The 25,188-nt window shown below is 66.2% G+C and carries 12 protein-coding genes; 6 read left to right on the plus strand and 6 right to left on the minus strand.

What is annotated here, in order from left to right; genetic code table 11:
- Window positions 1-97: 97 nt before the first annotated feature.
- The 4 genes from CUT39_RS03040 to CUT39_RS03055 form a co-directional block, all read right to left on the minus strand.
- The gene (locus CUT39_RS03040) at window positions 98-382 is read right to left on the minus strand and encodes a DUF397 domain-containing protein (protein ID WP_100444496.1); all 285 of its coding nucleotides are present in this window, start codon (window positions 380-382) and stop codon (window positions 98-100) included.
- A gap of 130 nt (window positions 383-512) precedes the next feature.
- A complete protein-coding gene (locus CUT39_RS03045; protein WP_100444497.1) occupies window positions 513-710 on the minus strand; it encodes a DUF397 domain-containing protein in 198 nt (65 codons plus the stop codon).
- Complete coding sequence (locus CUT39_RS03050) at window positions 707-1,555, minus strand: Scr1 family TA system antitoxin-like transcriptional regulator (protein WP_100444498.1); 849 nt, start codon at window positions 1,553-1,555, stop codon at window positions 707-709. The genes CUT39_RS03045 and CUT39_RS03050 overlap by 4 nt, the downstream gene beginning before the upstream one ends.
- A gap of 173 nt (window positions 1,556-1,728) precedes the next feature.
- Window positions 1,729-2,535 carry a restriction system modified-DNA reader domain-containing protein gene (locus CUT39_RS03055; protein ID WP_100444499.1) on the minus strand — a complete coding sequence of 269 codons (807 nt, stop codon included), beginning with the start codon at window positions 2,533-2,535 and terminating at the stop codon, window positions 1,729-1,731.
- Between the two features lie 405 nt (window positions 2,536-2,940).
- Between CUT39_RS03055 and CUT39_RS03060 the strand changes: the two genes are divergently transcribed.
- Genes CUT39_RS03060 through CUT39_RS03080 form a run of 5 tightly spaced genes read left to right on the plus strand, consistent with a single transcriptional unit; the run spans window position 2,941 to window position 20,046 of the window.
- Entirely contained in the window at window positions 2,941-3,885 is a 945-nt protein-coding gene (locus tag CUT39_RS03060) for a serine/threonine-protein kinase (protein WP_100444500.1), read from the plus strand.
- A 2-nt stretch (window positions 3,886-3,887) separates the two neighbouring features.
- Window positions 3,888-6,656: an SNF2-related protein gene (locus CUT39_RS03065; protein ID WP_100444501.1), complete on the plus strand. Its 2,769-nt coding sequence runs from the start codon at window positions 3,888-3,890 to the stop codon at window positions 6,654-6,656.
- A 9-nt stretch (window positions 6,657-6,665) separates the two neighbouring features.
- On the plus strand, window positions 6,666-11,519 hold the full coding sequence (locus CUT39_RS03070; protein ID WP_100444502.1) for an Eco57I restriction-modification methylase domain-containing protein: 4,854 nt from the start codon (window positions 6,666-6,668) through the stop codon (window positions 11,517-11,519).
- Window positions 11,516-17,881 carry a DEAD/DEAH box helicase gene (locus CUT39_RS03075; protein WP_100444503.1) on the plus strand — a complete coding sequence of 2,122 codons (6,366 nt, stop codon included), beginning with the start codon at window positions 11,516-11,518 and terminating at the stop codon, window positions 17,879-17,881. The genes CUT39_RS03070 and CUT39_RS03075 overlap by 4 nt, the downstream gene beginning before the upstream one ends.
- Before the next feature lie 2 nt (window positions 17,882-17,883).
- Window positions 17,884-20,046, plus strand: a complete 2,163-nt coding sequence (locus CUT39_RS03080) for a UvrD-helicase domain-containing protein (protein WP_100444504.1) — start codon at window positions 17,884-17,886, stop codon at window positions 20,044-20,046.
- A gap of 66 nt (window positions 20,047-20,112) precedes the next feature.
- Here the strand turns inward: CUT39_RS03080 and CUT39_RS03085 are convergent, their stop codons facing one another.
- Window positions 20,113-23,223 (minus strand): ATP-binding protein, encoded by a 3,111-nt coding sequence (locus tag CUT39_RS03085; protein WP_100444505.1) that lies wholly within the window; start codon window positions 23,221-23,223, stop codon window positions 20,113-20,115.
- 38 nt (window positions 23,224-23,261) lie between these two features.
- Window positions 23,262-23,930 carry a hypothetical protein gene (locus CUT39_RS03090; RefSeq protein WP_157930445.1) on the minus strand — a complete coding sequence of 223 codons (669 nt, stop codon included), beginning with the start codon at window positions 23,928-23,930 and terminating at the stop codon, window positions 23,262-23,264.
- 164 nt (window positions 23,931-24,094) lie between these two features.
- Between CUT39_RS03090 and CUT39_RS03095 the strand changes: the two genes are divergently transcribed.
- Window positions 24,095-25,183, plus strand: coding sequence for a hypothetical protein (locus CUT39_RS03095; protein WP_157930446.1), 1,089 nt, complete (start codon window positions 24,095-24,097; stop codon window positions 25,181-25,183).
- Window positions 25,184-25,188 lie beyond the last annotated feature (5 nt).

Consider the following 25,188-nt stretch of genomic DNA (forward strand, 5'->3'; position numbering starts at 1 on the left):
GTCGGGCGGACGCGATCTCCGGGCGGGAGGGACACCGGGCGGCGGCCAGAATGTCCAAGCGGAATGTCCCCAGTGGTGCCCGGATCGGGGCGGTCGGCTACGCCTCGTCTGCGGCGGCCGCGTCGCGGACGTCGTCGGCGAGGACGCTGAGGTCCATCTCGCCGTCGCGGACGCCGCCTACGAACGCCTCCCACTCGTCGGGGGTGTAGATCAGGATCGTGCCGCCGGGGTCGTCGGCGCGGCGGATGGCGACGAGACCGTCTGGGGCGAAACCGATCTCGAGTTCGCCGGGGGTGCCTTCCGCGGCGTCGGGGCGCACCCAGCGGGCGGCGTCGGCGTCGAAGCGCCCTTTGAGGGGCTGCTCGTGGGCCTGCTCGTACATGCCGCTCCTCGAGGCGCTCGGGGGAGTGGCGACGGGCGGCGGCTGCTCGGGTTCCGCCGCCGTCGCGATCGGTGGTGCATGGCCGGGTGAGCCGCGGCCCGCTTGCCTCCACGCCGGGCCGACGTACCCACTACCGGTTGGGGGAGTCCTTCACCCAGGCCAGCAGCCCTTCGTAGCTGGCGGCGCTGACGGTGAGGACGGGGCGGTCGTCGGCGAGCTTGCTGTCCGAGACCTGCGGCTGCTCGCCGTTGAGGCGCACCTCGACGCAGTTGTCGTTCTGATTACCGCCGCTGCGGCTCGACTTGCGCCACGGCCCGATTGCGGTCATTTCAGGAAGTCCTCCAAATCGATCGAGTGGCCTGATGCCACCTTGAGGCCACTGGTGAAGAACTTACCTCGCGTCGAATCCACTGGAACGAAGCCTGAGCCCCGTGGCGCTTCGACATAGACCACTGTCTCCTCGCCGCCTTCATACTCAAGTAGTTTGAGCGTCCAGGGCTGGAGGTCGTATCGGCCCGCACTGTAGGGGATGACCCGCACATCGACGAACGGCAGGTCAGCGACCTTGCGGAGGTCGGCCAGGATCTCGTCTCCCTCTGGGCCGAGGTCGATCCGCAGGGCGGCCTCTCCCATGAGCATGAGGGCTGGGCGTTCTGATTCGATCCAGCGCTCGCGTCGCTCCATCCGGAACTCAAGGCCTTGGTCCCAGTCGATCTCGCCTTCGAAATTATTCTTCGTCGTATCCCGAATCATCCGGTAGTACGCCGGGCCTTGAAGCAGTGAGGGAAATACGGAGTACGAGTGGAATGCAAGGTATGAGGCGTTGTCCTCGCACTGCTGGTAGAACCATCCGCCGTCGTCGAGAACGCTCGCGTAGTGGTTGCACCAGTCGTTGGCTCGGGCGGCTTTGGTCAGCGTGGCGATGCGATCGACGAGGTCATGTGGTGTTTGATAGAAGTTCAGCAGCGCGAGCACCGTACCGAGCTTGACCCCGCGGTACCGCCCCGACTCCAAGCGGCTCAGAGTCTTCGGCGAGCAAATGTCGCGCGGAATGGCGGTCTTCTCGTAGCCCTTGGGGAGACGTGGCCGTGGCCGGGTCCGTTCTGAGAGAAGCTGACGGGCCAGCTCCATGAGCGGAGGCGGGCCGGGGATCGAGTCGTCACTTTCCGTCATGGAGTGGAATTGTAGAGAGCGTGCGCAGTTCGTTACAAGATCATCCTGTGTGTCGCACGCATGTCGCATTGTGTCGGATATCCGACTCAATCGGACCCTCCTTGTCCTGCAACAAAGTGGAGATCGGACCGGAATCGACTTGGCGGTGGCTGACGGTCGCCGCCGCGGGATCGCTACCCGACGAGCAACTTCCGTAGGTCATCCACGTGCATGCGCTGGGCGGGGTCAGCGACCTGGCTCCGCGAGAAGCGGACTCCGTCGCTTCGCAGTAGCTCGTGCGGGTCGCCGCGGTGCTCGCCCGGCCAGGTGAAGTTGGGCGAGACCTTGCCCTCGGCGAGCAGCACACGCCAGGCGTTCTTGAGTTCGTGCGCGCGCGAGAGAAATCCCCCGATCTCCCGCTGGTGGCGACCGGTGAGCCGCGAGAGGTCGCCGTAGGTGGTCCATGCCCCGTGCGGCAGGCGCTCGAGCACGATGGCGATGACCTCCCTCCAGTCCTTGGCATCGTCCTCATCGAAGCCGGGGGTGGGCGCGTTGTGTTTGCGGTGGCGGTACTCCTCACGCCATGTGCCGATCGGCTTCCCGCTGGGCACGTGGATCCATGCTTCCCAAGGGTGTGGACGCTGCCCCGGCGCGATGTGGGCGATTGCGTTCGAGGGGAACCGGTGTGCCCGCCCGTCCTCGGTGACAATGCAGCCGTTGGCGTCGACGTGCGCGATGTGGGTCTCGCGCAGGTTGGGGCGCTCCCAGCGGAGTTCGTCGCCTGCGTCGAAGTCCCCGCCCTCGATGAACTCGTAGAGCGCTCCGGTGGTCGGAGGGTCGGACGGGGGGCGGGACGCGGGCGGAGCGGTGGACTGCTGCTGCAGGGCTTGCAGCTTGTCGAGGGCGCCGTTGACCGCGTCGTCGGCGTTGGTGAACTCGAAGGGGAACGCGGCGCTTAGCCGGCGGAGCGTCGCCGGGCTCAGCTGGTTCGAGCGGGTCATGCACCCTCCTTAGTTTGGCGGTAAGTAGCCCTATAATATGATGTTGTTGTCGTCGGTCGACGGCGGCCCTCGGCATCGGGAGATGTCACGCGGGCGGGGTCGGACTGCCGGGGCGAAGGTCGGGAAGCGAGAGGTGCTCCGATCTCGGTTCCGTCTGGCCCGCAATGGAAAACCTTATCCGGGCGGACCGTCGTCTCGAAGTATGGGATTCTCGGTCCGCCTGCAACCTGCGGGATCGCTGAGGCGTGATCGAAGACTGAGAGCTCCGGTCGAGAGCCCGCGTGATTGCCGCCCGCGCAGAACCGCGACACAGCTCGCACCAGGATAAACTCAGCCCTCACATGCGGTCGTCGATCGGTGGGAGGCGACCGCATCGCCGTGCGGGGAAGGAGCAAGAGCAACCAGATGACGTCGAACCCGTCCGACCTCCCCGAGCGCCTGGGCGAGTACCGGATCTGCGAACCCATCGGGGAGGGCGCTCAAGGCTCGGTCTACCTCGCCCAGTCCGAAACCGGCCGGCGCGTCGCCATCAAGACCCTCGGCTTCGCACTTCGCAACCCCGACGCCCGCCGGCGCTTCGACCGCGAGGCGGAGACGCTCCGCATGGTCTCCGGACTCCACCTGGCCCAGTACGTCGACGCCGACGCCTCCCCCGAAGCCGATCCGCCGTGGATCGCCACCGAGCACGTCGACGGATCGCCCCTTGACAGGCTGATCGACGAGGGCGGCCCGCTCGCCCCCGAGAAGGCCGCCTACCTGGGAGCGCAGTTGGCCGAAGGGCTCTCATATATCCACCGGTTCGGTGTCGTCCACCGCGACTTCAAACCCGCGAACGTCATGGTCGACGACGAGGGGCCGAAGGTCATCGATTTCGGCCTCTCGGTCCTCGAGGAGCGCATGGGCGAGATAACGTCCACCGCGAACACCGTGGGCACCCGCAACTGGATGGCCCCGGAGCAGGCGCGAACCTCGCAGGTCACCGCCGCGGCCGACATCTATTCGCTCGGACTGGTCACGGCCTACGCGGCCACCGGAGTGCGCCCCGTACACGGGAACATCGACATATCGTCGCTGCCCACCGGGCTGCGGAGCGTCCTCACCGACATGCTCGACGGCGTTCCCGAGCGCCGACCGGACGCTTGGGAGGCGAAGCAGCGGCTCCTCGCCGTCGCCGGGGACCACGCCGAAACCGTCGCCGTTCCGGCCGCATCCCAGGCGCGCCTCGACACCGAAGACCGGTCCCTTCCTGCCCCAAGGCCCGGCCCGGATCGGGTCCGACCCTCCGCCGACCGCGCCGCCGACGCCGCCGCCAGCATCCGAGCCGCCTACGCTAAGAGCGGAGACCTGTGAGTATGACCGAGACCAGTTTCGTCCAAGGCGCGCGCGTGGAGGTCCGCGACGAGGAATGGATGGTGCTGGACAGCCGCAGCACAGACCACGACGGCGCGAAGCTCAAGGTCGTGGGCATCTCGGACCTGGTGCGCGGCGTCGAGGCCACCTTCTTCACCGAGCTCGACGACGTCGTGCCCATCCGTCCCGAGGACACCGAGCTGGTCACCGAGAACTCGTCCCGGTATGCGCACTCGCGGCTGTTCCTGGAGGCGGTCCTGCGCCGCACTCCGCTGGCCCGCACCGAGCGCGGACTGGCGATGTCCGACAGCTTCCTGCTCAACGGCATGACCTATCAGCAGCGCCCTGCCGAGCAGGCGCTCAAGGGGCTGCGTCCGCGCATCCTCCTCGCCGACGTCGTCGGCCTCGGCAAGACCCTCGAGATCGGCCTGACGCTGGCCGAGCTGATCCGCCGCGGCCGCGGCGAGCGCATCCTCGTCGTCACCCCGCAGCACGTCCTCGAGCAGTTCCAGCGCGAGATGTGGACGCGCTTCTCGATTCCCTTGCTGCGCATGGACTCCGTCGGCATCTCCCGCATCCAGCAGCAGCTACCGGCCGGACGCAATCCGTTCACCGTCCACAAGCGCGTCATCATCTCGATCGACACGCTCAAGAACGAATCGGCCTACCGCCACCACCTGGAGAACCTCCAGTGGGACGCCGTCGTCCTCGACGAGTCCCACAACCTGGTCGGAGGCCAGACCAAGAGCCAGCGCCGCAAGCTCGCCGAACTGCTCGCGACGAGGACAGACGCGCTGCTGCTCGCCAGCGCCACCCCGCACAACGGCAACGCCGAGTCCTTCGCGGGCCTGATCGACCTGCTCGACCCCACGACCATCGCCGACAAGAAGGACTACTCGGCCGCCGACATCAAAGACCTCTACATCCGCCGCACCAAAGTCGACCGCGAGGTGCGCGGCGAGATCTACGGGCGGTGGGCCGACCGCGGCGAGCCGCGCCTGGTCGACGTCGCCCCCAGCGAGGCCGAGGAAGCCGTCTTCGACGAGTTCGCCCGCACCTGGGACCCCCGCACCTGCACCGTCATCGGGCCTGAACGGCGCCTGTTCCCCTTCACGCTCATCAAGGCGTTCCTCTCCTCGCCGGCCGCGCTCGCCGAGACGGTGAAGAGGCGCCTCAGGACCGCGACCGGACCGGAGGCCGAAGCGCTCCGCCGCCTCGCGGACCTCAACGGCCGGATCGCCGCGCCCGCGAAGCTCGACGCGCTCGGAGCACACCTCAAGGACATCGGTGTCGGTCCGAGGTCGGACGCCCGCGTCGTCGTCTTCTCCGAGCGCATCGACACGGTGAATTGGCTCGCGGAGGAGATCCCGGCCCTGACGGGGCTGAAGCCGGACCAGGTCGAGGTTCTCCACGGCGGGCTCGTCGACACCGATCAGCAGAAGGTCGTCGAGCAGTTCCAGCTCGGTTCTTCGAAGCTGCGGGTTCTCGTCACCGGGGACATCGCCTCCGAGGGCGTCAACTTCCACCAGCACTGCCACCAGCTTGTCCACTGGGACGTGCCGTGGTCGATGATCCGCATCGAGCAGCGCAACGGCCGCATCGACCGGTATGGACAGCTCCGCGAACCGCAGTTCACGGCCCTGCTGCTCAAGTCCGAGGCCTTCACCGACCTCGACGACACCCGCGTCTCCGGCAAGCTCGTGCGGAAGGCCGCCACCGCCGCGGCCGCGCTCGGCAGCGTCGAGGCCGCCGCGCTCGACGTCGACTCCGAGGTCGAGTCCAATCGCATCCTCGAAAGCCTCATCGCCGGACGCGGCGTCGACGAGACCGTCCCCGACGTGACGCAGCCGAAACCGGGCGACATGCTGTCGATGCTGAACGCCTCCGCCGACGCCCGCGGTGACGCTCCCGCCGAAGCCCCCTTGCGCGCCGTCCAGCCGCGCCTGTTCGCAGATACCCGGTCCTTCGTCGAGACCGCGCTCGACGTCCTCGGCGTCGAAGCCGACTGGGAGGACCAGACCCTCATGATCGACCCGCCCGAGGACCTGAAGCAGCGGCTCCAGGTGCTGCCGCCCTCATACCTCAAGGAGCACAGGGTCACCGAGCGGCTGCGAGTCACCTGCGATCGCGACTACGCCCGGAAACGGCTCGAGAAGGCCGTCGACGACACCGACATGGCCTGGCCCGACACCGCCTACCTCTCCGACCTGCACCCGCTCGTCGAATGGCTGGTCGACAAGGCCCTCGTCAGGCTTGGCCGCGGCAAGGCCCCGATCATCCACTGCGGCGTGCCCGAACCGGTATTCGCCGTCCAAGGCGTCTACACCAACAAGGCCGGGCAGCCCGCGGTCGTCGAATGGATGACGGTCACCGGTCTCGACGGTGCCGAACCGGAGGTGAAGGGCGACCTCATCGAGCGGCTGCACACCGCCGGTGTCGGACCCCGCATGGCCAATCCCGGCCGCCCCTACGACACAACCCCGCTGCAAGCCCTTGTCAAACCGGCCATCGCCGCCGCCCGCCGCTATCTTGAAACCCGTCGCGACGCGGCCGACGCGGTCATCGCCGAGGAGATCGAGGAACACGAGGCCCGCCTGGGCGACTGGCAGCAGGCCGCCCTCCACGGGCTCGACGACCTTCTTCCGAACGCGGGCCGCCGCAGAAACGCCGTGGCGAACACCGCCGAGGCCCAACGCGACCACATTGAGAAACTCGCCACCGACGGGCAGCCGCTCCTGCGCGTGCTCGCCGTCCTCGTGTCAGAAGTCTAGGAGCAGCGCATGATCTACGACTCCATCACCAACCGCGGCGAATACTTCTCCAACCACTACCTGGCCGAGCTACTCCCCGCCGCCCTCAAGAAGCAGCATTGGTCGCGCTGGACCGCCGACGCCAAGGCCGGCAAGTCCACGCCTCGCAGCCGTATGCGCTCTCTCCGAGTCCCGTACCAGAAGACCCGGTTGGACATCCGCGAACTCCAGGAATCCGGAGAGACCGAGCTGGTCTCCAAGCGCCTCGGCGCATGGCACGCCGAGCTCCTGGCCGGTCTCGGCTTTGACCCCGAACCGCAGGTCCTCAATGTCCAGCGCGCCGACAACGACCATGACGTCCCGGTTGCTTGCCTCGACGGCGACTTCGAAGGCGGCCTGGTCGCCGTCGAAGCCGGATTCGCCACCGAACTCGACGACGCCTTCGACCCCGAAGGCGCAGGCAGGCTCCAGGATCCGGTCACGACCCAGGCGGAGCGGATCGAGACCGCCGACAAGCTCGCTACCTGGCTGTTCACCGCTGACACCCCGCCGCGCTACGTCCTCATCCTCGCCGGCGGCATCGTCGTCCTCGCCGACCGCCTCGCGTGGGGCTCCGGCCGCTACCTGGCCGTCGACCTCGATGTCGCACTGGAACGCAACGACGTGAAGAACGGCGGCGAGCTCGACCTCATCGCCGGTCTCTTCAGCGCCGAGATGCTGCGCAAGCCCGAAGGCGAGACCGAAAGCCCGCTCGCAGCGCTCGTCGACGAATCCAGCCGCCACGCGGTCGGCGTCTCCAAGGACCTCCGCGAGGCCCTGCGCCGCAGCGTCGAAATCGTCGCCAACGAAGTCCTCGCCCGCTTCCGCGATGCCGGGGTAGCACTGGACGAGATCGAAGTCGCCGACGACGCCAAGGACCTCGCCGACCAGCTCCGTCGCGAATCCCTGCGCTACCTCTACCGGATCCTGTTCCTGCTCTATGCCGAGGCCCGCCCCGACACCGGCATTCTCCCGGTGGACCATCCCGAATACATGGAGGGCTACTCCCTGGCCCGCCTCGGTGAGCTGGTCGTCGCCGACCTCGACTCCGCCTCGAACGACGGCTTCCACTTCTACGAGTCCCTGAACCTTTTGTTCAACCGGGTCAACCGCGGCTACCGGCATGACCAGCCGGTGGGGGAGAGCGAAAGCGCCGGCATCCGCTTCGAGCCGATGCGGTCCGAGCTGTTCGAGCCCGCCGCGATCAAGCTCATCGGCAAGTCCGTCTACGTCGAGGACCACGGCGGCGTCGATACTCGCCTGCGCAACCGGGCGCTCCACGCGGTGCTCCGGCTTCTCATGCTCACCAAGGGCGGAGCGAAGCGCGGCAGGGGGCGCTCGGCGGCAGCGACGAGTCGGCAGGGCGGCTTCATCTCCTATGCGCAACTGGGCATCAACCAGCTCGGTGCGGTCTATGAGGGCCTGATGTCCTACACGGGGCGGATCGCGGAAGACGAAGCACTCCTGGAGGTCGCCAAGGGCGGCGACCCCGAGGACGGCTCCTGGCTGGTGCCCGCCTCGAAGGTGGCCGACTACCCGGACGAGGTGTATGTACGCCGCGAGGACCCGTGGACCGGCGAACTGAAGCGGGTCAGGTACGAGGTAGGCCAGTTCGTGTACCGTCTGGCCGGTCGCGACCGCCAGACTTCGGCGAGCTACTACACCCCGGAATCGCTGACCAAGGCGACGGTCAAGCTTGCGCTCGACTACCGCATGGAAGAGGCGAGCGAGCCGGTGACCGCGGCTGAGATGCTGCGCTGGAAGATCTGCGAGCCCGCCCTGGGGTCCGGCGCGTTCTTGAACGAGGCCATCAACCAGGTTGCCGAGCGGTACCTCCAGAAGCGCCAGGAGGAATTGGGAACGGAACTGCCTGCCGAGGACTACCAGCGGGAGTTGCAGAAGGTCAAGGCGTACATCGCCCTGCACAACTCGTACGGGGTGGACCTGAACGCGACGGCGGTTGAGCTGGCGGAGATCTCACTCTGGCTGAACGTCATGCATCCTGGGCTGCAAGCCCCATGGTTCGGACTCCACCTGCGCCAAGGTAACTCGCTGATCGGCGCGAACCGGAGGTACTACGACCCCAAGGACGTCCGTAGCAAGGCCTGGCTGAGTTCAGCGCCGGTAGAGCACCCCTTCAAGAACGGAGACCTGCCGGAAGGCATGATCCACCACTTCCTGCTCCCCGCGAAAGGCTGGGGAGCGGTCGCGGGGGAGAAGGAGGCGAAGAAGCTCGCCCCGGAGGATGCCGAGAAGCTGAACAAGTGGCGTAAGGCTATGCGGGCCAAGCCCAAAGAGAAGCAGATCAACCGCTTGAAGGCCCTATCGAGGCGGGCCGAGTACCTGTGGGACCTGGTCGAGAAGCGCCTCCAGATCTCCGAGCAGGAGATCGCGCGCAAGATCGACGTCTGGCGAGCCGAAGACCTCCCGGAACCGAGTAACCCGGTCGCGAAGGAAGATGTCCTCAAGACACTGGGAGCCCTGCAAGACGACCTCGAAGGAGCGGGCACCCCCTACTGGCGCCTGAAGACGGTTATGGACGCCTGGTGCGCCCTGTGGTTCTGGCCTGTCCAGGAGGCATCGTTGTTGGACGGCAGCCATGTGAAGTATGAGGGAAGCCAGGATAACGACCTCCGGACGGCAACTGGCCGCCAGCGAAGGATCGTGCCCCTGGCAGAATTGGACGATTGGATCGACTTCGCCGAAGCTCTGCTTGGCCGAGTTGACTACGACGACCAAGGGCTACGCGGAGCCTTCACGAGTCTCCCTGAACTGAGCGACTTCGAAGACCATCTCCCAACGAACATGGGTATGCAGCACTTTTCGCGGGTCCGGGAGCAGTACCCCTGGCTTCAGCAGTCCATTGACATTGCCAAGGAACAAAACTTTTTTCATTGGGAACTTCAATACGCTCATGTCTTTAAAAACGGAGGATTTGACCTCCAAGTAGGAAATCCGCCGTGGGTACGGCCCCGTTGGGATGAAAACCTGATCCAGGCGGAGATTGATCCTTGGTTTGCTCTTACGCCGAACGCGGGACGAAGCGAATGGAATGAAAGAAAGACAGATGTCTTCGCACTGAAGCAAGCGAAGCAACTTCTTCTAGCTGAACACGCAGTTTTTCGTGGAACATTGGAGTTTTGTGGCAACTCAGTCACATATCCGATCCTGGGTAATACGCAACCAGATTTCTATCGCTGTTTCATGTCACGAGTATGGTCAAACCTTGGTATGGCGGGCACCGCGGGCTTGATACATCCAGGCACGCATTTTGTGGGAGCGAATGAGGGGGTCCTTAGAGAGTCTGCATACCGGCATCTTCGGCTCCATTGTCATATGATTAACACTAAGTCGCAGTTCCAGGAAGTTGACAGTAATGCAGAATTTGGCATACATGTCTATGGAGCTGAGCAATCGGTACATTTTCGACACGCATGCTGGGTTTATGAACCGAGAACATTGCTAGCTTCCCTGTTCATGCAAGACTATGGCTTCAAGCCGGAAGAAGTTGCTTTCGTGCCAGGTGTGAAGAATCTTGGAACCTGGGATACTCGCCCACATCCTCGTAGGCTTATCGAAGTCGATGAAGAAGTGCTGTCACTGTGGGCGCAAATCGAAGACACCGAGAACGACAAGACTCGACAGGCAAAGCTTCTCTATCCGATATCTGTATCTGAGCAGGAAGCAATTTCTGCAATCGTTTCATATCCTAGGCGAGTCAGTTCGTTGGGGCCGCGTATTACTAGAGGACTAGATGAAAAACGCGATCGTGCGCGTGGCCGGTTCTATGAAGACACCAGGAATGTGAATACCTGGAGCGATGTTATCCTCCAGGGGCCATTTTTTGGGATCTCTACACCGTTTGCCAAGTATCCAAATATTCCGTGTTTGAATAAGAATGACTACTCTCCCTGGGATCTAACTACCCTTGATTCGGATGCGATTCCTAGAACCAACTATCTGCCTGGGGTGAAGGCTGAGGATTTCATACAATTTCAAGAAAAATGGATAGATTTCGAAAATGATAATCAACTGCAAGCTTGTTCATCATTTTATCGTCTTGCCTGGAGAAGAAGAGTTAATCTTCGAAGTGAGCGAAGTCTGTTTGCCGCAATAATTCCACCTGGTCCTACACATGTCCATCCTGTGCATACAATGGTGCTTGAAAGTCAAGCAAGCACTGTTCTACTGGCTGGCTACTGGGCGTCGCTGCCTTTGGATTACTTGCTTAGGATCTCCGGTACGTCGGACCTTCAAGTAGGTAACGTTACGAACCTGCCAGCTGCAGAACCGGATCACGAGCTCGCTACCTCTCTAATTTTGCGAACGCTCCGCCTAAATTGTCTTACGGCTGCCTACGGGCGAATCTGGCGAGATCTATACACAGTTGCTTGGAGGTCGGAATCCTGGGCATTGGGCTGGCCGATCTTGCAGAAACTTGGACAGGTTGAGGCGGAATGGTCAGATGCCATACCACTCCGAACTGAGTATGAGCGCCGCGCTGCGCTTGTCGAGATTGATGCCTTGGTAGCGGTCATGCTTGGTATGAGTGCCCAGCAGCTCGAGGCCATCTATCTCGCTCGATATCCTGTGCTGTCCGAACGCGAAGACAAGACTTGGTTCGATGCCAACGGTCGCAAGATCTGCGGTGACACCAAGGCTGGCGGCCTCGGACAGACGAAGGAGGACTTCATCCAGCTCCAAGCTCACCTGAACGACGGTGCTCCTCCTCCTTCCGGCTATTCCCCTCCGTTCTACAAAGCCGATAGAGTCGCTGAGATGACTGCCGCCCATGCAGAGTTCACTCGTCGCCTCGAAGCCAAGCAGGCTGAGGCCGGGTCATGAAGCCCTCGCTCGCCGCGCTTCGTATGCGCGACCAGGTCGTCGAGTACCTGGCCACCACGTACGGCATGACCGGAGAGTCCGCCCGTGAACTGGAGCGATTCCTGACCGACCCGGAAGACGGGATCGTCAAGGGGCCGTTCCTCCGGCTCCGGACCCCGTTCCGGCCAGCCTCGCCCGGCTGGGAGTCCGACCTTGACTGGCTCCCCGAGGGGTTCACCCCTCACCGACACCAGGCGAACGCTTGGTCACGGCTTTCCTCCAAGCGCCACGAGCCGCAGCCGACCATCGTCACCACCGGCACCGGCTCCGGTAAGACCGAGTCGTTCCTGATCCCGATCCTGGACCACTGCCGCCGCCACGCCGACTCCTCGAACCCCGGCGTCAAGGCCGTGTTCCTCTACCCGATGAACGCCCTCGCGGCCGACCAAGCCAAGCGGCTCAACGAAATGCTGAGCTCTGACCCTCGCCTGTCCGATGTCACCGCAGGTCTTTACATCGGCGACAAGGCCGAGGTCACCTACGAGCGCATCCTCACCGAGCGTCGCGACATACAAGCGACACCACCTGACATCCTCATCACCAACTACAAGATGCTGGACCTGATCCTCCAGCGTCCCGTCGACGCCGCGCTCTTCGGCCCGCGCCAGCTCACCTACATCGTCGTCGACGAGTTCCACACCTACGACGGCGCCCAAGGCACCGACGTCGCGATGCTGCTGCGCCGCCTCAACGCCGCCGTCGGGGACCGCCCCGTCTGCCCCGTCGCCACCTCCGCCACCCTCGCCAGCGGCGAGGGCGCCGACGACCTCATCCGCGAAGTCGCCGAGGACGTCTTCGGCGTCCCCTTCGCGCCCGACTCGGTCATCGTCGAGGACCGGCTCGATTCGCGGGAGTTCATCGAAGAACCCGATGACGACGAGGTCTTCAACCTCCCGACCCCCGAGGAGTTCCTGGGGATCTCCGGCGACCCGGTAGACGATCCCGCCGCTCTCGCCGAGCTGACCGGGCTCGTCTGCGGCAGACGGGACCTCACGCCCGTCGAACTCGGCGCGAAGCTCAAGCGGCACCCGCTCACCCGCGTGCTGCTCGACGTCTTCACCGACGGGCAGGTCCGCGACCTCGATGCGATCTTCGCCGCCTTCCGGCGCGGGCTCGTGCTCGACTCCTGGGTGAAAGTGTTCCGCACCGACCGTGCCCTGGCCTCCGAAGCGCTCGCCCGGTACCTCGCGCTGCTGTCGGTGGCCCGCGACCCCGACTTCCCGTCCCGACCGCTGCTCAAGGTCGAGACGCACCTGTGGCTGAAAGCGATCCACCGCGTCCTGCGCCAGGTCTCCCACGCTCCCCGGTTCCACTGGGACTCCGACGACTCGCTCAGCGAAGCCCTCGTGCTGCCCGCGATCGCCTGCCGCCACTGCGGCCGCTCCGGCTGGATGGCGCTCTCGCCCGAGCAGGACCCCGAAGACCTCAAGACCGAGGCCGTCAAGATCTACCGCGCCACCGTCCGCAAGAAGACCAAGTCCCGCCTGCGCGCGCTCACCGCCGCCGCCCAGGCCGAATGCGACGCCGTCACCGCCGAAGAACCGCATCTCAAAGCACTCGACCTCGCGCACCTTCGGACGCTCGACCCGCTGACCGACAAAGCGGTAGACGCACCCAGGCCCGAAGACGCCGAGCAGCCGGCGGACGCCTCGGAGGCGATCCCCGTGTGGGTCAACCTGGAGAGCGACGCCGCCGCGCGCGAGGACCGCTGCCCGGCCTGCAACCGCGACAACGGCATCCGCTTCATCGGCACCGGCGCGGTCACGCTCGCCTCGGTGGTCGTCACCGAGCTGTTCACGCGGTCGCTCGAACCCGACCTGGAGGCCCGCAAGACCCTGGCCTTCTCCGATTCGGTGCAGGACGCCGCCCACCGGGCCGGTTTCCTGTCCTCGCGTTCGCACTCGTTCTCGCTGCGCAGCCACCTCGCGAAGCAACTGCCCGACGACAAGCCCCGCGGACTCGACGAGCTCGCCGCCTCCGCGCTCGAAGCACTGCCCGAGACCGCGGAACTGTCGGCCGTGGTCCCCGTCGAACTGCACGACCAGACCGAAGTGAAGCGCCTCCTCGAAGGCACCGGCGAAGGCACGCCCGCCGCATGGAGGCTCATCGCCGACCGGGTCTCGTTCGACACCTTCCTCGAATTCGGCCTGCGCTCCCGCCTGGGGCGCACCCTCGAGACCACCCGCACCGCGGCCGCCGAAGTGGCGCTGCCCGATCCCGACCTGGTCGCCGGGATCGCCCGCGACGTGCTGCAGACCTGCCGCGGCGACATGCCGCTTGAGCTCCCCTCACCCGAGTTGTTCTTCGAGCACGCGCGCGGCCTGCTCGAACGGCTCCGCGGCAACGGCGCGATCAAGCACCGCTGGCTCGACCAGTGGATCACCACGGCAGGTGCGAAGCCGTGGTCGATCTGGGGCGGCCGTCCCCCCGGGATGCCCGCCTTCCCCGACACGATCTCCCGGCCCGAGTTCGGCCTCGGCGAGGAGTACCAGAAGAAGGGCTTCACGCCCCTGACCCGCAGGGGCACCTGGTACGCCGACTGGACCCGACGGACACTCGGACTCGCCGAGTCGGTCTCGGCCCAGTACCTGCCGCGGCTGCTCTCCGCGCTCGCCGACTCCGGCCTCATCGCCGCGCGCACGATCTCGGGCACCGGCACCAGGGTCTTCGGCCTCACCCCCGGGCACATCGCCGTCACCGGCCTGTCCAGCGACGCCGCGGCCGAGGCGATCGTCGCCTGCGACGTCTGCGACCACCGGCTCACCGTCGTCCCCGAACGCCGCGACTCCTGGGCCGGAACCCGCTGCCCCCGCTGGCGCTGCCAAGGGCGACTGCGCCCCCGAGAGGCCGAGCGGGAGGACTTCTACCGGCGGATCTACCGCGAGAAGGAAGTCTTCCGCGTCCGCGCCGTCGACCACACCGGGGTCCTGACCCGCGAACAGCGCGAGAAGGTCGAGCGCGACTTCCAAGGCGACGGATTCGACGACCCGAACGTCCTCTCCGCCACCTCCACACTCGAACTCGGCATCGACATCGGCGACCTCTCGGCGGTCATCCTCGCCGGGCTGCCCCCGGCCCCGGCCGGGTACGCGCAGCGGTCCGGGCGGGCCGGCCGCAAGACCGGCAACGCCCTCACCGTCACCGTCGCCGACCGCCGCCCCCGCGACCGGCACTTCTTCGCCGACCCGAGCCTCATGCTCGACGCGGCGATCAGCCCGCCCGGGGCCTACCTCTCGGCCGTAGAAATCCTCAAACGGCAATACACGGCCTTCCTGCTCGACAAGGCCGGCCGCGGGGAACTCCCCGGAGTGGGGGAGCCGCCGCGGCTCGCCTCCGCCCTGTTCGGGGACACCGGCTGGCTCGCCCAGTTCTCGGCCGCCGCGCGAACCTCCTTCCACACCACCGGCGCCGAATTCCTCGACCTGTTCGGCGACAAGCTCTCCGAGCGCGTCACCGACGAACTGCGGGACTGGTTCGGCCCCGGACTCGAGAAGCGCCTCGAGATCGCCGCCGCCGACTGGGAAGCCCGCCTCGCCCACCTCCGCGACCGCATCGCCCAGATCGAGACCGCCGCCGGCGAACTCACCGACCCCGACGGCGAGGACAAGGGAGAGCTTCGCCAGCTCCGCGCCGAAGCCGCAGGCATCCGCCGCCGGTTCGGCGACATCGGGCGCACCCCCGCCCACAACGCGCTCGTCGAATTCGGGCTCCTGCCCAACTACGCGCTCATCGACACCGCCACCACCCTCGAAGCCACCCTCACCAATGTGGAGGAAACCTCGGAGGGCGACAAGGAGTACACGTCCGAACTGCGCGAATACCCGCGCCCGGCCCGCCAGGCCCTCACCGAGATCGCCCCCGGCAGCACCTTCTACGCCCGCGGCTACCAGCACGCCGTCCGCGGCCTCGACGTCGGCACCCGGGCCAACCCCGCCTGGGAGGAATGGCGGATCTGCCCCGGCTGCGGCCACGTCCGGACCCATGAGGCCGCCGCCGACCTCAGCCCCTGCGAGCGCTGCGGCACCGCCATGAACGACAACGGCGAGCTGTACCGGGTCCTGCGACCGGTCCGAAGCTGGGCCGACGACCGAAACGACGACGCGCACATCTCCGACGCCCGCGACGACCGCCTGAACACCTACTACAACACCGTCGACACCGTCGACATCGCCCACGTCAGCACCGGGTGGCACCACCGCAGCGCCGCCTTCGGCGCCGACTACGCCCCCGAGGCCGTCGTCCGCCGCTTCAACCTCGGCCTGCTGCGGCCCGAGCGCCGCGACTCCTTCGTCTTCGCCGGCAAGGACACCGACATCAACTGGTTCTGGGTCTGCCCCGAATGCGGCGGCACCGGCACCGACGAGGACCCCAGCCTCAAACAGGACCACCAGTTCGCTGGCCGCGGCGACGCCGCCCGCGAGCACCACCGCCGGTGGTGCCGCAACCGCACCCCCAACACCGGGCACCAGAAGATCATCCTCGCCCACGAACTGCCCACCGAGACGCTGCGGATCCTCGTCCCCGTCCTCACCTTCCACCAGGCCGAGAAGCTCGCCTCCTTCCAGGCGGCGCTCAAACTCGGCCTCGCCGCCGTCTACAAGGGCGACCCCTCCCACCTGGCGACCGTCACCGCGACCATGCCCGACACCGGCACCCGGGACATCCGCAACTTCGTCGTCCTCTTCGACCAACTGCCCAGCGGCACCGGCTACCTCGACCGACTCTCCCAGCCCGACGCACTGCGCTCGGTGCTCGCCGCCGCCCGCGAACGGCTCGAAGCCTGCGACTGCAAGCAGCACCGCGCCTGCCACCGCTGCCTGCTCGCCCACACGCCCCAGAACGACTACGAGCACGTCTCGCGCGGCACCGCCATCGAGATGCTCGCCGAACTCCTCGACGACTGGGGCACCGAACCGGTATCCGGCGTCCACGACATCTCGCTGCTGCGCCTGACCGAGTCGGAACTGGAGCAGCGCTTCCTCGACAAACTGCGCCGCTACGCCGCCCGGACCGACGGCGTCCGCCTCATCGACCAGCACCGCGACGAGGCCGAACTGCTCCTCACCGGCGCCGACGACCGACCCGTCCGCTGGAAGGTCCGCCTGCAGAAGCGCATCGAAGGCACCATCCCCGACGCCGAGTTCACCCGCCTCGACGCCGAGTCCGAGACCGTCGCGTTCTACCTCGACGGCTACGCCTTCCACGCCAGCGCCGAACACAACCGGCTCGCCGACGACGCCTACAAGCGCAGCACCCTGCACGCCCACGGCTACCGCGTCTTCGCCGCCACCTGGGACGACGTCGAGACCTGGCTCGACCCCGACGCCGAAAGCCCCTGGCCCCCCTACCGTCACGACGCACGGCGGACCGCGGACGAGGCCCTGCGGAACCTCGGCGGCGAACCGGGCGACCTCACCCGCTCCTGCACCTGGGGCAACCCGCTCGACCTGCTCATGGCCTACCTGAAGGACCCGGACGCCGAACGCTGGGCGCGCCGCACGGCCGCCACGGTCATGGGCCTGGCAACGAAGGCGTCCAAGCAGACCATGGCGACCTCCGCCGGCGTCGCCCCCGCAGTCGACGCCGCCGTGGACGGCCGCGACCTCCCCGTCCCCGAGGACGGGCGGATCGCCGTGCTCAGCGCCGTCGACGGCAACGACCTGCCGATGGCGATCTGCATCGACGCCCGATCCGCCGGACGCCAGCCGCTCACCGCCATCGCCGTCCTCGACGACTCCGCGGCCGCAATCGGCCGGACCGAGGAGCACAAGCGGCGCTGGAAATCCTGGCTGTACTGGGCCAACCTCTTGCAGTTCCTCCCCGGTCAGGGCGGCGACGGCGTACAGGAGACCACCAGCGGCCTCCGCGAGTTCGACCCGTTCCTGCTCACCGTCTGCGAAGGCACCGGCCTGCTCGCCGCGCTCGCCGACGCGCCGCCGGTCGACCTCGGCGACGGCCACACCAGCGCCGAAGGGCGAGACCGGGTCTCGTCCTCGCGTATCGCGACCGGTACCGTCGACGCCTCCTACGAATGGCCGGGTGTACGACTTAGCCTGGTGGCGGACGCGCGGACCTACGATCTCGCGCTCGCCCTCCAGGCGGCCGGCGCCCTGGAACCGGAGATCGGCGTCGACTACGTCGACGGGTACACCGCAGAGCTCGTATGGCCCGCACAGAAAGTAGCGGTGATCAGCGTGGACGACCCCGGTGAGGAGGCCGAGGCGCTCAGCGCGTACCGCGATGCCGGATGGGCCGCGGAAGCACCGACGGAGTGGACCGCCGAATCACTCCTCCACACCCTTCAACAGCGAACGGAGTCGTGACCATGGCCGAACGAGAGAGCGCCTCGCTGACCATCGAAAGCAACGCGATCCGGCACCTCGACCGGCTCGACCGCGGCGTCAGGACCCGGTTCGAGGACTTCCAGTCGAAGTTCTGCTGGAACATGCACACCCCGGGACTCCGCCTGAAACCGTTGAAGGGCCACAAGGGCCTGTGGTCGGCGCGGATCACCGACGACTACCGCGCCGTCATGTGCCGGATCGGGAACGCCCACTTCGCCCTGATCGCCGTCCTCCACCGCAGCGAGGTGTACGAACGCATCGAAGAGCGCTACGACATGGCCGTCAACCGCGTCACCGGCGCGCTCGAAGTCGTCGACCACTCCGATGTCCAGGCCGCCGTCTCCGACGCGAAACGGCCCGTCGAAGCCGCCGCTCCGGCCGCCCCCAAACCGCGACCCGACACCCCCCGGCCCGGCCTGTTCGACCCCTTCTCCGACAAAGAGCTCCTCGACCTCGGCATCGCCGAGCCGCTCATGCCGTCCGTCCGGGAGATCCGCACCGACCAGCAGCTCCTCGACTTCATCGGCGTCGCCCCGAGACTCACCGCCGAGATCCTCTTCGCGCTCAACGACGGGCAGAGCCTCCAGCAGGTCGAGGAACTCGTCACCGCACCCGTCAAGGCCGACGAGCCGATCGACACCGACGACCTCCAGACCGCGATCGAGCGGCCCGCCAGCATGGTCACCAGCTCCGACAAGGCCGTCTCAGCGATGCTCGAGCGCGGCTTCGAAGCCTGGCGAGTCTGGCCCCACCCGGCGCAGCGGAAGATCATCGACCGTACCTTCAAAGGACCCGCGCGCGTCTCGGGCGGGCCGGGAACCGGGAAGACCGTGGTCGCCCTCCACCGAGCCGCCCGCCTCGCCAAGGATCTCGACCCCTCCCAGGGGCGACTGCTGTTCACCACCTTCACCAAGAACCTCGCCGCCGACCTCGACTCCAAGCTGACGCTGCTCCTCGACGACGGCGAGCGCAAACCCACCGACGTCGAGCACCTCGACCGGGTCGTCTACCGGCTCGCGGTCGAAAGCGGCCGCAAGCTCGGCAAGCTCCTCGGCGAAGCCGAACTCGAACGCTGGTGGGAGGAACTCTGCCTGGAGCAGGGCGAGACCGAGTTCGACGCCCAGTTCCTGTACCGCGAATGGACCGAGGTCATCTGCGCGCAACTGCTCATCAGCCGCACCGAATACTTCAAGGCCCGCCGCGTCAAGCGCCCCCGGCGGCTCGGCCGCGAACAGCGGGCCCGCATCTGGGAACTCGTCGAACGCTTCAATGCCCGGCTCGCCGAGGCGGAGGCCTGGTGCTGGCCCCAACTGCGCGCCTCGGTGGCCATCGCCGAGGAGAACCGGTCCTCCGGCGGCGCCCACCGCTACCGCCACATCGTCATCGACGAAGCCCAGGACCTCACCCCCGCCCACTGGAGGCTCCTGCGGGCACTCGCCCCGGAAGCGCCGGACGACCTGTTCATCGCCGGAGACCCGTTCCAGCGGATCTACGGGCAGCCCGTCACCCTCGGCAGGCTCGGCGTCAACATCGTCGGCCGGTCCACCCGCCTGACGCTGAACTACCGGACCACCAGGGAGATCCTGCGGTCGGCGCTGGCCATCGAAGCCGACGCGGTCGCCGACGATCTCGACGGCGACCGCGACAGCCTCGCCGGATACCGGTCGGTCATGTCCGGGGAGCGGCCCGCGTTCCGTCCCCAGGCGAACGCCGAAGCCGAGCTGGCCGAGATCGTCAGGCAGGTGCGGGCGTGGACCGCCGAGAACCCGCCGGGCGCGGTCGCGGTCGCAGTGCCGAGCAGGCGCATGGTCGAGCAGATCGTGGAGAGACTCAATTCCGAAGGCGTCGGCGCCGGTGCCTTGAGCAAGGAGCGGCAACTGGGCGAGGACATCGTCCACGTCGGCACCATGCACCGGCTCAAGGGCCTCGAATACCGGTACATGCTCATCAGCGGCATCGGAGCCCAGTACTTCCCCTCCGACCGGATCAAAAAGCTCGCCGACACCGATCCGCAGCGCTACGAGCTCGAACTCGACAAGGTCCGCAACCTGCTGTTCGTGGCGACCACCCGCGCCCGTGACGAGGTGGTCTTCACGTGGACGGGCGAGCCCAGCCCGCTGCTGCACCTCGTCGGCGACCGCTGAAAACCTTCCGTTTGCAGAGAAAGGAACGCGTGTTCCGCGACCGCGAAGGCTGAGCGAGTCCGGTGTTCAGATCCTCGGCGTGTCACCGGGCACCGACGACTGTGCCGCACGCTCCAAGACCTCATGCTCGGCCAACGCACTGCCTGGATGATGGCTGAGACACATGGGAACCGCGGCCCTGCGGAACGGGACGCCTTCGCTGGCGATGTAGAACTCGCCGGCCTTCAAGCGGGAGATCTCGGCGACGGCTCCCGACTTGGCTCGCGCGAGCTCGCGCACGGCCTCGATATGGGCGACGGTGTTGAGGAACCCGTAGAACTGCGTCGCGCAGTTCCCGACCAGATTCGAGTGGATCCCACGCGGCGACTGCGTGGCGAAGACCAAGCCGAGCCCATACTTCCTCGCCTGCGAAGCCAATGCGATCGTGGAATGGCTGCAGGCGGTGGAGCGGCCGGAAGGGGCGAATGTCTGAGCCTCGTCCATGACGTAGAGGCCGCGGAGAGGCCGATCCGCCTGAGGGCGCCGTTTCACCCACGAGAAGAGCGCCATCTGGAGCTGATTGACGAAGCCTTGGCGTTCCTCCTCCTCCGGCAGCCCGACCAAGTTGACGACGGAGATGCGGGCTCTTCCGCCCGCTGAAGGGGTCAGCAGCGCCTCGGGGTCGAGCGGTTGGCCGTCACCGCCGAACAGCGAGTCGTTGACGCGCACCGCTTCAAGGGTCTGCGCCATCTCGTGGGCGAGTTCGTGGGCCTTAGCGATCGCGCTGGCCTTTTCCGGGAGGTCGTTGAGCAGGCGAAGGTAGTCCTCGACGCTACCGGTCGGCGTGGTCTCGGCGAACAGGCGGAGCGAGGAGCGGAGGACGGCGCGACGCTGCTCGTCCTTGGGGGTATTCCCGTGGACCTTCGCACGGGGAGCTAGGACAGCCACGGCAGAATCGATGGCGAGCCGGAACTCGTCGGGATCGCCCGACACCGTCGTGAAGTCCGGCAGTGGTCGGAATGTGATCGGACGGCCGGTCTGGCGGCCGGGAGTCCACACCACGACCTCGGTGTCTCCGAAGTACCGCTTCGCGGCGGCTGCGTCGCCTTCGACCCAATTCGCCGGGGGCGCGGGCCAGGGGTCTGCAAGGCGGGGCAGGTCATTGTTCGGGTCGAGGATTATCGTCGAGACGCCGCGGAGGGCGCACTGTTCGATGAGTCTTCGCAGCATGGCGGTCTTTCCCGAACCCGAGCCGGCGAACACCGCGGTGTGCTTCGCCAGTGCCGCCATATCCAGCTCGACATCGGCACCGGTCTCGATCACGCGGCCCAACTTGATCATTCGAGTCGGAGCGGGCGGATCGGGGCCCTCGTCTGCCACCTCTTCAGCTTTTCCGCTCTCCATAGTGAATACTGCGCGGACTGTGACGGTGCCGGACGCCGGCTTCCGAGCCCGCAGCCACGCCTCGAAGTGGCGGTCACCCTCCTTCCTCATGTCGCGGAGCGCCGAGAAGGTGCGGAGGTCCTTGGTGAGGTCTGTGGTCAGAATGGTTCCGCCAGCCTGATTGAATTCTCTCTCGGTCGCGATGATCGTGGGAGTCGGATTCCACCGCTGAGGTCTGAGCAGCAGTGCATGCCGCCTGCCGTCGCTGAAGGCGAGCTCCGCGTCTCCCGCGAGCTTCCGGGCTCGACTCTGGATAGCCTTCCAGTGCTTGGCGGTAACAGTGCGGAGCGTGAACTTCTCCACTGCCTCACTCGTCTCGTCCACCTCCCGGATCAATTGGGCGTGCCAACCGGAGTAGTCACGCGAACCGGGTTCGAAGTGCTCATTCTTGACGACCTGCCAGCCCTGCGTAGCTCCGGTCTCGATCAACGCGCAGGTGAAGCCCTCATAGAGCAGGCCCGGTGAGGATGAGTCCTCGCCGGCCTTGCTGAAGGCGTGCTCGACTTCCGCTGTTTCGAGCAGCTCAGCGTAGCGCGTGTCCAAGGGTGCCAGCGCTTGGGGACCGATCGTCTCCGGCTCAGCGGGGGAGGTGCCCGAGGATTTGAAGCTCTCCAACTCGACCACGGTGCCTCGGTTGATGCAATCCACGACGTGGTCGCGCACCTTCTGGAGCAACTGGCGGGGCCGAAACTGATTCTGTGCTTCGTTGAACGCCTCGAGTTTGACGGGCCAGGTCGGATACGGCGGAACGAAACCGACGCTGTCGAAAGCGATCCGGAGTCGCTCGGAAGTCAGATCCCTGGCTGCGTCCCCCGACGGGAGGTCGCCGTACTTGACGGCCGGGTGGAACCGGTCCCGCGCCGTTCCCGATGCCCATGAACTGAATCGAGCCCATGCGAACGGTTGGCAGGCCACGACCAGTGCCGCCCGGCGAAGGTTCTGGCGCAGGTCCATGAGCCCGTCACCCAGGTCTGTGATGAGCTCTCCCTGAGGCGCGATCGTGGAGTCGCGTTGCACATGGGTTTTCCCGGCCGCCTCCCGGACCAGCTCGTCGACCTGGTCGACACTGATGAGTATTCCGGAGACCGTAGCGATGAGTTGCGACATGCCGATGGCGATGCGCTGAGGGTCTGGATCACCTGCGCCGAGTCCCCATTCGATGCGGGCCTCGGGTGCGGAGTCGCCGTTCGCCTTGAGGTAGTCGCTGCCGATGTCGGCGTTCTCGGCCTCCTGGGCGTTCGAGAGCGCGAGCGCGATCGCGGCTCGCCGGGCGTCGGTGCCGAGCTCGCTGTGTCGGTGGTAGAGCGCTTGATTGAACCGGTTGGTGTCGATCGGTGCGATCGCCGTGCCTCGCAGCAGCTGTTCTCGGGCGTCGGTTGGGAGACCGACATCATCGGTGATCCGTTCTAGCAGGAATCGGCGCTGGCTGGACGCCTTGACGTGCTTCCGAGCGAGGGCGTTCTCCATGCGCAGGCATAGGTTCGGCCAGAATCCGCGTTCCCTGGCAGGTTCGAAAGGCACGAAGACGCCGCCGGACTCCTGCACATATCGTCCGCCCCAGCTCAGTGTGTGGGTCTTGCCGGAGCCCTTGGGGCCCACCAGGGGCAAGATATCCGTGCTGTGGCCGCCTCGCTCGACCACCGAGTCGATGATCTCCCGCAGCACGTCCGTGACATGGCGGTTGACCGCATCGGTATGGCTTGGGATGCCGTCCCAGAGTTGGTCCGTGGTGGGGGCGAGGGTGGATGCGAACATGATTCGCAGTTCCCTTAGGGCTGCGAGGGGGTCTGCCGTCACAGAGGCCGTCCTATCGATATCAGGTGCCGGTCTTCATCGCCGATGCGGATCGCCGCCGCCCGGTCGTCGGGTGTGATGCTGCGGCGGTTCTCCTCGGGGATAAGGGCGACGTCGCCGCCGACGTGCAGGTCGTGGATCAATCGGTCGAGCGAGGCGCGTTCGACGTCTTGAAGCTTCGAGCGGAGCTCGGTGAGTGACACCCACTCGCCAGCGCTCGGAGTCAACTCGAAGTATGCGGCACTGAGGCTTTCCCTGGTGGCGACTTCAGGTTCGGCCGCGACGCTGTCGAACACGTCGATACCGTGGGCCTCCAGCAACTGCACGAGGCGTTCGAGCATTCCCTGGTGGATGCGGTGACCCAGTCCCGCGCCGGCGGCGGGTCCTGCCTCAAGTGCCTCGCGGCACAGTTCCCGTCCTTCATCGGTCAATTCGTGCTGGAACGGATCGCGGCTGCTGGCGCGATCACTGGAGATGAGTCCGGCATTGACCAGTGAAGTGCGTTTCACGCCAGTCAGCGCAAATCGATAACGCTGCCGCAGTTCATTGTTCGAAGCCGATCCGCCGAAGCTCATCAGGGCGATGAGTTTGTCAAGTTGATCTTGGGTGAGTTCAGATGGCATGAAGTGGTCCAATGGTCGGAGGGGTAAGGAGATGACGAGCAGCATGACGGTCGTCCATCATACTCACACCTAGCGGTCTTTGGAAGATCCGAATCCAAGGTTGTTCAAGATCATTTTTTCAGTGCAAGAGGGAGGTTGCAAGATCCGAACCACTGCCTTACAGTGAATCGTTGACCTACTCCACCCTCCAGGTCGCATATGGAGCGCCCATGGTCCGACGACAGGTCAAGCGGCTGTCAACCCTCGAAGGCACCGCCCGGCCACCCGCCGCCGCATCGTTCGAAGGAGATCTCGACCTCAGTCGGGGGCCCGAATGGTTCCTCGACCTAGCCGTCCGGAGAGCGCGCCATCGACCATTGCGGGTCACTATCGGGCAGTTGATCGCGGTGTGGCAGGCCCGCACGTTGTCCAACACGATCATTCAGCGCGTGCAGATGGAACTCGAACGACACAGCCTGGTCGTAGAGCCGGGTCTGCGAGGCCGTGAGCTCGCCACGGTGGTCGAGATCCGCCGCCCCGACCACGGGCCCACTGGCGAGGCCGACGGGATCGGCTACAACATCGGCGACATCGAGTCCGCTCGGAACGGGCTGTACTGCGTGGACTGGAACGAGCAGGTGACGGGGATGTTCGACGAGATGCTGCGCAGCAAACGTGACCACGTCGGAGTGACGGACGAAGAGGGCCGGCTGATCGGCTGCGCCAACTGGATCGAGGTCTGCTGCGAGATGCAGTCGTCTCCTGAGACGCTCGCGGGTCAGGTGGCGAGACCCGCCAGAGAGGTCCACGCCTCCGAAAAGCTCTTCAGCTTGACCTCAGATGTTATCAAGCACGGCTTCGTCTGTGTCGTCGATGACACCGGCGCGGTGACTGGCGCGGTGAACTGCGCGGACATCGCCAAGGAACATGAACGGCGCCTGCTTCCGCTGTCCATGATCGAGGAGATCGAAGCGCGGCTACGTCGCCGGATCACCGGGCGTGTCCAGGTCAGATATGAGAAGAGGAACGGGAAGGTGGTCTCCCAGTGGAAGCAGCGGGAACGCCTCACCTTCGGTGACTATGTGGCCCTGATCAAGGAGGACGAGACCTTCAAGCAGATGGGTTGGGGCATGCCCGGTTCCCGGCTCGGCAAGGCGGTCGACCGGGTCAGGACCATCCGCAATGCGGTCTTCCACCACAAACCCGGGCGGCCGAATCAGGACGACGTCACTGAGCTCGAAGCGTTGCTTCGAAGCCTCGAAGGATTTGACAGCTCGTCGACCCGCAACCTGCGCAAACCCGGTCCCTCCTCCGAATGACGAGA

The sequence above is a fragment of the Glycomyces xiaoerkulensis genome (assembly GCF_002798405.1).
Lineage (GTDB): Bacteria > Actinomycetota > Actinomycetes > Mycobacteriales > Micromonosporaceae > Glycomyces > Glycomyces xiaoerkulensis.